Below are 10,799 nucleotides of genomic sequence, written 5' to 3'. Positions count from 1 at the left end.
AACCGCACCGTCGAAGGGGCTGTCCCCACCCGCCGCGCAATCTCGCGGGTCGGCATCCCGGCCGACTTCAATCTGATCACATCGCGCACATGGCGCATCGCAAACCTCTCCGTCGGCATCCAGGTCCCCCTTCGCAAAGCCGAAAGGCGGACCGTATCGGACCCAGAAGAGGCCTCGTCACCCCGGGCGACATCATCCCGGAATGGTGGGCGAGATCATCTCGGAATGGCGGGCGAGATCAAATCGGAACGGTGGGCGAGATCATTCCGGAATGGTGGGCGACATCGAGCGGAATCAGCAACCAGCCATAGCGGTTTTCAACGCGGCGTCTTTTACACCACCGAACGCGAGAGCATCGTAATGATTAGGCTGATTTCATGCTTCCGTCACTCTGGCTATGACCACCGCGCTAGGTAGGCCCAGCAGAGCACGCCGCGCGGAGGCCCCCCCCAAAGTCTGGAAAAATGCAAGCCGCTTGCTGCCGAAAGTGGTTTTTCGAGTGCAGGTGGAATTATGAAAAGGCAAGGTCGCGCAAAGCGAGAGTTTGTGATCAATTGCATGCGCGGAAAGCAAATCTAAGCAGCTCGAACGGGAGAACTTCGGACGGCTCGCCGGTTCACGCGGGCGGCTGGTTGTCCCACTCGTCCTAAATCAAGACGCTGCCGGGCTCGAAATTCATGTCCCGGCAGCGTTTCCTTCTCAAACTGAGCACTGAAATCCCAGTTCGCTTCGACAGTGCAACGACCATGCCACAGGTGTGTGATAGTCGGTTAGCGCTGGCGGGGTTTTGATCGGGAGGGGGTCCTAATTCGGTTTATGATCACCAGATCTGCAAGAAAGATGAGTACCGACGCCAAGCGGCCGAGGCCCAGAAGGAGGCCGACAGAGCCCGCAACGACGACGACCGCGCCTTTTGATTGCGCGTGGCGCAGGGTTGGTTAAGCCTTCTCCGCAAAACGCCGGAATCCGAGGAAGAGGCCTTCCGTAACGCCTGGTCCAGTTGGTGCCATTTCGCGAGAGCAGGCACACGCTGTCATTCGGCCTGCAATATTAGGCCAGTTGGTCCGCGACGCGCGACAGAGCCAGGCTTGCCGCATCCTTATGTCCATTCCCGGCATCCGTGTGATCAGCAACCGCCTTTGCCACGGCCATTGAGGAGCCGGACAACTTTAAGAAATCACGATCTGTTGGTGCGTGGATCGGCCTGACGACGCGCCGCTATCCATCCCGAGAAGTCGATTATGACGGCCATATATCCCGACGTGGCGACCGTCATTTGCGAGGGCTTCTGTACGAAGCAGCGACGGTCATTCTCACGCGCAGCTCAAGCGAAAGCACGTTGCGCACGTGGGGTTTGCAGCTCCGGGAAAGAATCGGCTTCAAAAGAGCTGCCGTGGCTGGGGCGCGCAAGCTGGCAGTGATAATGCATACAATGTTAAGACTGGCGAGCTGTTCAATCCGACAGCCGGAGCCATCGCATGAATCCGATTAGCGTTCTGAAGCTGAACGCTTGAGGTGTCCCTTGCCGGGACGTGAGCCGAGCCATTCCGCTGATGGGGTTGCACCGCTGACTCAGCAAAGTGCGTCGTCCACATTGAAGGCTCGTCCCGTGAAGCTCCATCATGCGGCGGCTACTGTCGACCGCGAAGACAACCGTGCACCCGGCAAGCACTTCAACAAGATTATATGCTTGACCTTTCAGCAGCGATTAGACAACCCCATCATAAACGGGATGGTGCGGGTCAGAGCGCGTTTAAGGATCAAGAGCGTCATCCTGCATCGGCGCTCGAAGTCGAACGATAATTTCGCCTGCTCGGTTACCATCCTTAGCGATAGTACCAAGTGCTCGCCGGGCTTCTTCCAGATCTGGCGGTTGAGTGCCCAACCAGTTTAAGGCGGCGTCTGCATTGAGAATCGTGGCTGTGAGCGCGTCGACGACAGCAGCTGAGGTCTGCAATGGCGCTTCGCCCTTCGCCTTGTGCGGATCTCCTTTTGGTTCGCTGAACCGGCTGCGATGCACCTTGCGCCGCCTTAGGTGCAGAAGGGCGTTTGCAGCCTTGCGGATCAGATCGAGTACGAGGTCGGGCTGGGCCCGCTTGGGGACGCGGCGGCCGTCGATCTTAAAGACAGTCGAGCGTTTTGTGACAAGACTTTGAAGGGCGCGGCGCAACCATCCCTTCATTTTGAGACCGTCCCGCATGTTGAGAGCAAGAAGTGTAATGTTTGTTGCGCCCGCGACGAGCTCGATCGCCTGCACAGCATAGAACGTGGCATCGAATTCTGCCGCCTGAGCCTTGGACGCAAGGAAGAGCGCAGACGGAATAAGAATCAGGATACCGTTCCCTGCAATGAATGGCATGCGCTTGAATTTGGCCCCGATCAGTCCGGCCCGGCGCCCCTTTGCCAAGATGACACCTGTACCACCGGTCGCAGCGAGCGCCGGAATCAGCAACAAGAAACCCCACGGTATGGTGCTCTTAACCGCTGCAACTGTGGCATGGGACGCGAACAGCTCGCTGAGTACCGTCGATAGCCAAAATGTGCCGATCGTTGCGATAGCCAAGGCGCCAGCGACAGGATGGATCAACTTGATCATGAGTATCTTCCCTTCCTAAAAACAGCAGGGCTAGGCAACGCAGATGCCGGGCACGGCAACTTTCTGGAACAGATGAGGGGAAGCTATCGCCGAGGCCGGATAGCTGGCGATTTTTGCTAGAAAGTCAGGATGGGTGAAGGCCGCGCGGAAGTGTGCGGTGGATTCCCAGACGGCGTAGTTCAGATAGGTTGAGCTGTCGCCGAGAGCTCTGTGCAGCTGAGTGGAAATGAAGCCCGGCTGTCGCTTCATGAACGCTGCGTCGTCCTGCCAGGTCTTGAGAAAAGCCGCCTCATCGGCTTTGTCGAGAGTGAATGGGTTCACCAGGACGACCGAATTTGCCTCGATAGCGATCTGGCGGTCGATCGGGAAGGAAGGGTCCAGTGGGCGCAGCAGCGACATGAGTGCCTCCATCGCTTTTAAATGATACCTAATTGGTATTATGATTACATAACATATTGACACCATGATGTCAATATAAAACAATGGTGACAAATGAAAAGAGCCGAGCGAACCCCCGAGGGTGACGCCCTGACCGACCTTGTTCTCGATCTATTCAGGCTCGACAGCCTACTTCTGACGGCCGGCGACCGTCTGGTCGCCCCGCTTGGCCTAACAAGCGCACGCTGGCAGGTGCTTGGCGCCATTGTGTCCGCCGAACGTCCCCAACCGGTCGCTTGGCTCGCACGCGACCTCGGCGGCAATCGTCAAAACGTGCAGCGGATTATCAATGATCTGCACAGAGAGGGCCTCGTATCTTTTGAGGTCAACCCGCATCACCGACGGGCGCAGCTCGTCGTGCTCACTGAGAATGGACAGCGCGCCTTCGAAGCCGCAATGGAATTGCAGGCTCCCTGGATCAACGATCTTTCAGAACGGCTGTCGGTCAAGGATATACGGATTGTCCATCGCGTGATCACGACCTTGCGAGATAAGCTTGAGTGTAGCCGTGAGGACAAGTCGGCCTGACATGGCAAAAGCATTGTGCTCGCCCCGGCGCCCGTGATTCAAGCTCCCAAACTGAGGCTTCGAATCATGCGCCATGAACTAACGGACTACGAATGGGCAGCTATCAAGTCTATGCTACCAAACAAGCCGCGTGGAGTTCCTCGGGTAAACGACCGACGCGTCCTCAATGGCATCTTCTGGGTTCTGCGATCTGGGGCACCTTGGCGCGATTTGCCGGATCATTTGGCCCTTACACTACCTGCTATAATCGCTTTGTTCGCTGGCGCCGGGCCGGTGTCTGGAGCCGAATCATAGATGCACTCGCCGCTGCTCACGATGCGGCGGTCCAGATGATCGACACCTCTATTGTCCGCGTTCATCAGCACGGAGCGTGCATCGCCAAGAACCAGAGGCAATCGATAGGACGGTCACGCGGCGGGTTGACCAGCAAGATTCATGCGCTTGTAGATGGCAATGGCCTGCCCGTACGGCTGGCACTGACGCCTGGTGAGGCCCATGACAATCGACTTGCCGGAAAACTTCTGTCTCGTCTGAAGCCTGGATCGATGCTGCTCGCCGATCGTGGCTACGACGCTGACTGGATCAGAGATCTTGCCATGAAGAAAGGTGCATGGGCAAACATCCCGCCAAAATGCAATCGCAATGATCCGATCTGCTTCAGCCCGTACCTTTACCGCGCTCGAAACCAGATCGAAAGATTCTTCAACAGGATCAAGCAATGTCGTCGGGTCGCAACGCGCTACGACAGGCTCGCCGCCAACCTTGCCTTCGTGCAACTCGCGTCAATCAGGTTATGGCTGCGTCTTTATGAGTCCGCGTCCTAGCACTACTTTGGCAGATTGTCGGTTTTGCCGTGCTTTATAGGATTCCCGAATCAATTTTTCAATGATTCATGGGTGGTCGGCTCATGGAGGGCTGACCATGGCGGGATGGGAAGACGAACTTGAACGCTGGCTGATGCCGTTCTTGGACCGGCTGGGTCATAAGACTCGGCAGCGGATGTGTCCTCTGTATGTTGCGGGACTGATCGGTCCTGGCGATCGCAAGAGCGTTCAGCCGATGGCGGAGCGCCTTGCCACGGGCAACTACGACCAACTGCACCATTTCATTGCGGACGGTGTCTGGGACGCGACGCCGCTGGAGACGGAACTGCTCAACCAGGCGGACCGACTTGTCGGCGGCAGGGATGCGGTGCTCGTCATTGATGACACCTCACTGCCGAAGAAGGGCGAACGCTCGGTTGGTGTTGCGGCTCAATACGCGTCGGCTCTCGGTAAAACGGCAAATTGCCAAACGCTGGTGTCTTTGACGCTTGCGCGCGGCGAAGTGCCAGTGATGATTGCGTTACGTCTCTTCCTGCCTGACAGTTGGACAAGCGACGTGTCTCGTTTGAAGCGTGCTCGCGTGCCAGTCGAACACCGAACGCCACGGTCCAAGCCGGAAATTGCTCTGGCCGAGATTGACCGCGCGATGGCGGCCAACGTGCGCTTTGGCTGTGTGCTGGCGGATGCAGGATACGGACTTAGCGCACCATTTCGACAAGGGCTGACAGAGCGCGGGTTGGCTTGGGCTGTCGGCATTCCTCGGCACCTGAAGGTGTATCCGGTCGATGTGAAGCTCATTTGGCCGATCACCAAAGTCCGCGGGAAACCACGAAAGCACCACGTGCCCGATATCTTATCGATTGCGGCAGAACAAATGCTGGCCAGCGCCAAATGGAAAGCCGTGAGTTGGCGCAGCGGGACGAAAGGTCGGCTGAAAGCCCGATTTGCGGCTCTCCGTGTCCGCACCGCCGACGGCCCTCCTCAGCGGATTTGGGATAAGGGTCAGCAGCATCTCCCGGGCGACGAAGCTTGGCTCATTGGCGAGCAACGTGCCTCAGGGGAGAAGAAATACTATCTTGCCAATCTCCCTGCGGCGACGGATCTGCGCACACTAGCCGCCACCATCAAGGCAAGATGGATTTGTGAGCAGGCGCATCAGCAGTTGAAGGAGGAGCTTGGACTTGATCACTTCGAGGGACGATCATGGCAGGGTCTTCATCGCCACGCCCTGATGACAATGATTGCCTACGCCTTCCTGCAACATCGTCGCCTCGCACACGCGGGGCGGAAAAAAAAGAATCAACGGACCTCCGCCTCAGCCAACCATGCCCGCCGTACGTCACGCCATCGTCGATCTCATCCTTCGGCCGCCGTCTCAACGGTGTCCATACTGCCGAAAACAAATCCATGAAAAACACCGGCGCAAATAGATTCTGCCAAAGTAGTGCTAGTCAGGTGAATCTAAAGTTCGCCACATAAAGTCTGCTGGGCTTTGTGGCAGAAGCGTTTGACGGAAGCCAAGATCTGGTCTGCGGACTTGGTCCATTTGAAGGGCTTCGGGTTGTTGTTGCAGTTCGATGAAGGTACGGATGTCGGCCTCAAGCTGCCTGACGGAGGTGTGAACACCTCGTTGGATCTGCTTTCTGGTGAGTTCAGCGAACCAGCGCTCGATCTGATTGATCCATGACGCGGAAGTCGGAGTGAAGTGGACATGATAGTGCGGCCGGCGAGCGAGCCACGCTTTGATCTTGGGTGTCTTGTGGGTGGCGTAGTTGTCCATGACGATATGGACAGCGAGCCCTTCAGGGATTTGAGCGTCGATCTCTTTGAGGAACTTCAAGAACTCGACCGCCCGATGGCGCTTGTAGCATTTGCCAATGACAAAGCCGGAAGCGATGTCGAGTGCGGCAAACAGCGTGGTCGTACCATGCCGCACATAGCTGTGCGTGCGGCGTTCCGGCACCCCAGGCATTCGGCAAGACCGGCTGCTCGCGATCGAGTGCCTGGATCTGGCTTTTCTCATCGACGCTGAGGACAACGGCTCGGCTCGGTGGGGACAGGTAAAGCCCGACAATATCACGCACTTTATCGACGAATAGCGGATCGCTCGACAGTTTAAATGTCTGGCTGCGGTGCGGCTGCAAGCCGAACGCCGTCCACATTCGGCGGATCGTGGTGTGAGAAAAGCCAGTTTCCGCAGCCATCGAACGGATCGACCAGTGCGTCGCGTCGGGCGGTGTCGTACGCAATGTCCGCTCGATTACCTCAGCAACCTGATCGTCGTCGATGGTTCGAGGGCGGCCAGGGCGGGCTTCGTCAAGCAGGCCATCACAGCGATCCTGCAAGAATAGGCGGCGCCACTTGCCAACGGTGTGTTCATGGATGCCAAGTTCGGCAGCCACAGACTTGCTTGGCAGACCATCCGCACATCGCAGGATCGCGCGGCACCGCTCAGATAGCGATCGGGCTACACGATGACGACGAACTTGCCTCTCCAAGTACGCCCGCTCCTGCGGACTAAGCACCAACGGCGCGATCGGCCGGCCTCGCACACCTGCATTCGCCATTAGCACTCTCCTCTCTAGAGATTCGAGCAATCAACTAATGCGACGAATTTGCGTTCCAGATGACTAGCTGTCCGGCTTCAGCCGCACGTAGATAACGGTCTCGGTCAAGATCGGCTCGGTCAGCTTCGCAGAAACCAAGCCAAAGCCGTAAGTAGATAACCTTGCCTCCTCAACCGACGTCTCGTTGCCGGCCCCGTTTGGTACTCCAAGCTATGGCCCTACGTGAGTCGGGGGATTCATGAAACGAGAGCGGTTGCAGAGCATGTCTGTGGAGGAGCTGTGGCAACTCCACACGCTAGTCAATGACATTCTCTCGCTGAGGCTCTTAGCGAAAAAGGAAGAGCTGGAACGACGGCTTGGGCTACTTAACCGAGGCGAAAACACTTCCTTATCTCGGTTTGACCCTGAGGAGTGAGGTCGCAGAAGTGTTGTCTCCTAAACTAGACTGACAGCCGATTCCGTCGACTTCCGGCCACGGTGAGCAACTGGACCGCGTCTCATTTGAAATCACGGCGCCTGCGGCGGGCCGCTGCTCGACGCCTTGCGGAAATGAGTGAATGCAATAGCCAGCGATGACGCCGATGGTGAATGCGGCCGCCACTATCAAAGGTAAAGAGAACCGCTCCATACCAGCGAATGCGGTACCAGGCTGCAGCGTTCCTACCTGCGCCACCGAACGGCTCGAATTGCCGAGGCTTAGTGCAATACGCGAGCGGCTTCTGCTAGCCGGACCTTCTCTCTCAGCCCCTCAAGATCGCAAGAACATCAGCGAGCCGGTGCTCGGCACTGACGCGATTGAGCTTACAGGTCTCGATTAACGAAGCCAGAACTGCCCAATTCTCGGCACCCTCGTCGCAACCGGCAAAAAGGGAGTTCTTGGCGTTCAGCTTGATCGGCCGCATCGCACGCTCAACAGCATTTGTGTCCATCTCGATGCGCCCGTCATCAAGGTAGAGCGTCAGGCCGTCCCAATGACGCAGCGCGTAACGCAAGGCCTTCGCCGTGTCGCTCTTCTGTGCAAGGTGATCAAGCTTGGCCTCAACCCACTGCTTCAAGGCTATAGCCAGAGGTCTGGCATGCGCCTGCCTGCCAGCACGGCGCTCGGCATCCGATCGGCCGCGGAGCGCTTTCTCGACCGCGTAAAGCTGGGCGATGCGCTTAAGAGCCTCGCGGGCAACCGGAGCTGGCGCCGGAGCAGCCTCGCGCTCGATCTTCACAAACTGGCGCCTCAGATGTGACCAGCAGAAGGCGAGCGTCTCGGACAGGGCGTCCGCACGCGTCTCTCGGATCATGGTCTTGTAAGCCTGATAGCCGTCGCAGTAGATGATGCCGCGATAGCCCTCGAGCAGCCGCAAGCCATGAACGGCCCTAGACCACCGCAGGCGGATCAGGTCCGGCCCAGGGCCTGTCATCGCGCGATAGCGCCCAGAAGTAGCCGGTTTTTGTCCTGCCGCGTCCCGGATCCAACACCGGTGCGGGGGTCTCATCGACACAGAGCTTCGAGGAGGTGAGCAGAAGCTCGCGCAGACGATGCCACAAGGGTTTCAATTCCTGGGCGGCGTAGCCGACCCAGAAGGCTAGCGTGGAACGGTCGATGGCGATACCGTGAGTCGCCAGCATCTGTGCCTGGCGGTAAAGCGGCAAATGCCAATGATACTTGGCATCGATCATATGCGCGACCAGTCGCTCGGTCGGCAATCCTCCCCGGATCAATCGCTCAGGGCGGCGTGCTGGAGGACGACGCCGTGACAGGCGCGGCAGGCCAGTCTGGGCCGGCCGGTGACGATGACGCGATACTGCACCGGAACGACATTGAGCCTCTGACTCTCATCGTGACCCATCTCAAAAAGGACGCCTTCGCAGCACGGGCAGCAGGTTGCAGCCGGCATCAGGGTTTCGACGATGCGCGGCAAATGCTCCGGCAGCTTGCCACGATTGGCCCTGCGCTCGGCCGTCCTATTCTCGCAGGTTCTGGGATTGGCGCGATCCTCGGCTGCTTCGAGGGCCGCGACGGCCTCTTCGATGTCCTCCAGAACAAGCTGTAGCTGGTCAGCGTCCAGCTTTTCCGACGATCGACCGAACTGCGCATCCTTCGCAAGCTTGAGCAACCGCTCGAGCCTGGCGCAGCGATCCAGCAGAGCCGCGGCAAAGACACGCAGCTCGGCCGGATCGCTCGGCAGCTCATCAGGCAAATCACTCATTGGCCCAACTCTGCCATGCTTCGCGCCCCGATGCAGCGAAGATTTGTATCTTTACGCAAGCGCTTTCGGCTGCGCGTCGCGAGGCGCATGCATGCGCGTCCAATCCATGCCGGCCAGAAGCGCGGACAGCTGGGCGGCATTCATCCGCATCACGCCGGCCACGATGGAAGGCCATTTGAAGCCGCTGCTATCGAGCCGCTTCCAATACATCACAAGGCCGCTGCCATCCCAGACGACAATCTTCACCCGATCGGCGCGCTTCGCACGGAACACCACCGCCACACCCTTCATCGGGTTATGGCCCAGCGTCTCCTTCGCCAACAGCGCCAGGCCCTCCGCACCTTTTCTGAAGTCCACAGGTTGCGTCGCCACGTAAATCATGAGGCTCGCGGGCGGCGTCAGCATGAACGTGTCCGTCGAAGCGCATGAACACATCACTTAGCACCGCAAGACCAGGCGTCTCGCGTACCTCTACCCGTGCACCCTGGAACTCGACCGTCACAACGGCTGCTTCTGCGGCCACCGGTAGCGCCGATTCCGATACCACCGGCACGAACGACAGCGTGTCCGCCGAAGCCGGCAGTACCAACTGGCCCAAACGCGCCCGGCGCCGCCAGTCGTGCACCTGTTGGGGCCGGCATCCATGGCGACGCGCGACATCTGTGACAATCGCCCCCGGCTCAAGGCTTTCCGCGGCAATCTGTGCCTTCAAATCGTCCGGCCAGCGCTTTCGACCTGCGCCTGCGTACACTTCGATACGCGGTGACAACGGTCGTCTTATGTCGTCCGAATGGTCGTCCATTGTGAGCACCCTTGCAGAAGATGACTCTTCTAGCGGTGCTCTCAGGATTGAGTACAAAAATTCTCAAGGGCCTCAACGCCACGCTACCAATGACGACATCGTTCCGAAGGTGATGTTCTCCGCGCCGTTGCGAACAGTGCCGCTCTTTAAAAGGGCGGACAGATTTTCCGGCGTCATGAGCTTGATCGCGAGGTCATCGGCGATCGTTGCACCGAACGCGTTTATCGCTATTCGCTCGAGTGGGCGCACCGGCCGTTTTTGGGCGACTCGATCGAGGTAAGTAGACATAATTTGATCAAGAAGGGAATAGCGGACACGCGGCAAATCCGTTCGGGCCATGACTTGAGCGGCGTCTCCGCTCCGAACGGCCGAAACGAGATCCAACGCGGAAACGAAAGCCGATCCGGCATACACCACAAGGCAGAGCAGGTGGACCGCAACGACCGGCGCACGGACTAACGTTCGCCCTGCTTCATCTCGCTTGGATGCGAATGATGGGGACGCTGGTCGCAGCAAGCGTCGCCGCAACTGCTCAATCTCTCTATGCGTTTGGCTCGGGGTTGCTAACGGCAGTACTAACCTTCTTGTCCGGCGAACTGTATGCTTCCCATGCCGGGGCGGCGTTCTTTCCTATGGCGGCGCTCTGCGTCCTCGCACTCCCATTCGCCTGGTTTGGCTTCGCCAATGGGAGGGACTGATCCTTCGGTCGAGCGAACGGGGGGAAGGGCCGTCGGTCTACGCACCGCCAAAACGCAGAATTCGAACTGCGTCTCATGCCTCGGCCAGTTCGGCGGTCGGGCGAGATCCTGTTCGAGCCAACTGACGTCGTCTCCAACGTGCATC

The 10,799-nt window shown here is 58.6% G+C and carries 7 protein-coding genes and 4 pseudogenes; 4 read left to right on the top strand and 7 right to left on the bottom strand.

What is annotated here, in order from left to right; all coding sequences use genetic code 11:
- Positions 1 to 1,038 precede the first annotated feature (1,038 nt).
- A pseudogene (locus A3AS_RS46125) lies at positions 1,039 to 1,482 on the top strand (transposase); the annotation flags it as partial.
- A gap of 679 nt (positions 1,483 to 2,161) precedes the next feature.
- On the opposite strand, the pseudogene A3AS_RS44295 reads toward A3AS_RS46125, so the two are convergent.
- Together A3AS_RS44295 and A3AS_RS0136685 are read right to left on the bottom strand one after the other, a co-directional pair.
- A pseudogene (locus A3AS_RS44295) lies at positions 2,162 to 2,596 on the bottom strand (hypothetical protein); the annotation flags it as partial.
- A 30-nt stretch (positions 2,597 to 2,626) separates the two neighbouring features.
- Entirely contained in the window at positions 2,627 to 2,995 is a 369-nt protein-coding gene (locus tag A3AS_RS0136685) for an antibiotic biosynthesis monooxygenase (RefSeq protein WP_244558879.1), read from the bottom strand.
- Between the two features lie 93 nt (positions 2,996 to 3,088).
- Between A3AS_RS0136685 and A3AS_RS0136680 the strand changes: the two genes are divergently transcribed.
- From A3AS_RS0136680 to A3AS_RS0136665, 3 genes are all read left to right on the top strand, one after another.
- Positions 3,089 to 3,562, top strand: coding sequence for a MarR family winged helix-turn-helix transcriptional regulator (locus tag A3AS_RS0136680; RefSeq protein ID WP_018322424.1), 474 nt, complete (start codon positions 3,089 to 3,091; stop codon positions 3,560 to 3,562).
- A 66-nt stretch (positions 3,563 to 3,628) separates the two neighbouring features.
- Positions 3,629 to 4,386 (top strand): IS5 family transposase gene (locus A3AS_RS46120; RefSeq protein ID WP_198293758.1). Its coding sequence is split into 2 segments (ribosomal slippage): positions 3,629 to 3,782 and positions 3,782 to 4,386, totalling 759 coding nucleotides; the frame shifts between segments, so codons are not numbered across the junction.
- 61 nt (positions 4,387 to 4,447) lie between these two features.
- Positions 4,448 to 5,797: an IS701 family transposase gene (locus A3AS_RS0136665; RefSeq protein WP_026202747.1), complete on the top strand. Its 1,350-nt coding sequence runs from the start codon at positions 4,448 to 4,450 to the stop codon at positions 5,795 to 5,797.
- A 50-nt stretch (positions 5,798 to 5,847) separates the two neighbouring features.
- On the opposite strand, the pseudogene A3AS_RS0136660 reads toward A3AS_RS0136665, so the two are convergent.
- The 5 genes and pseudogenes from A3AS_RS0136660 to A3AS_RS46110 all read right to left on the bottom strand — a co-directional run bounded on the left by A3AS_RS0136660 (position 5,848) and on the right by A3AS_RS46110 (position 10,373).
- A pseudogene (locus A3AS_RS0136660) lies at positions 5,848 to 6,953 on the bottom strand (IS630 family transposase).
- A 749-nt stretch (positions 6,954 to 7,702) separates the two neighbouring features.
- Positions 7,703 to 9,154 (bottom strand): annotated as a pseudogene (locus A3AS_RS0136655) (IS66 family transposase); the annotation flags it as partial.
- 51 nt (positions 9,155 to 9,205) lie between these two features.
- Positions 9,206 to 9,559, bottom strand: a complete 354-nt coding sequence (gene tnpB, locus A3AS_RS0136650; protein WP_018322422.1) for an IS66 family insertion sequence element accessory protein TnpB — start codon at positions 9,557 to 9,559, stop codon at positions 9,206 to 9,208.
- Entirely contained in the window at positions 9,450 to 9,956 is a 507-nt protein-coding gene (locus tag A3AS_RS50200) for a transposase (protein ID WP_018322421.1), read from the bottom strand. Before A3AS_RS50200 ends, tnpB begins: the two co-directional genes overlap by 110 nt.
- Positions 9,957 to 10,028: 72 nt before the next feature.
- The gene (locus tag A3AS_RS46110; protein WP_256375119.1) at positions 10,029 to 10,373 is read right to left on the bottom strand and encodes a DUF2939 domain-containing protein; all 345 of its coding nucleotides are present in this window, start codon (positions 10,371 to 10,373) and stop codon (positions 10,029 to 10,031) included.
- Positions 10,374 to 10,799 lie beyond the last annotated feature (426 nt).

This window comes from Bradyrhizobium sp. WSM2793 (assembly GCF_000379585.1).
Lineage (GTDB): Bacteria > Pseudomonadota > Alphaproteobacteria > Rhizobiales > Xanthobacteraceae > Bradyrhizobium.
The sequence above is the reverse complement of the archived record's forward strand: the minus strand, read 5'-3'. Positions and strand labels throughout refer to the sequence as shown.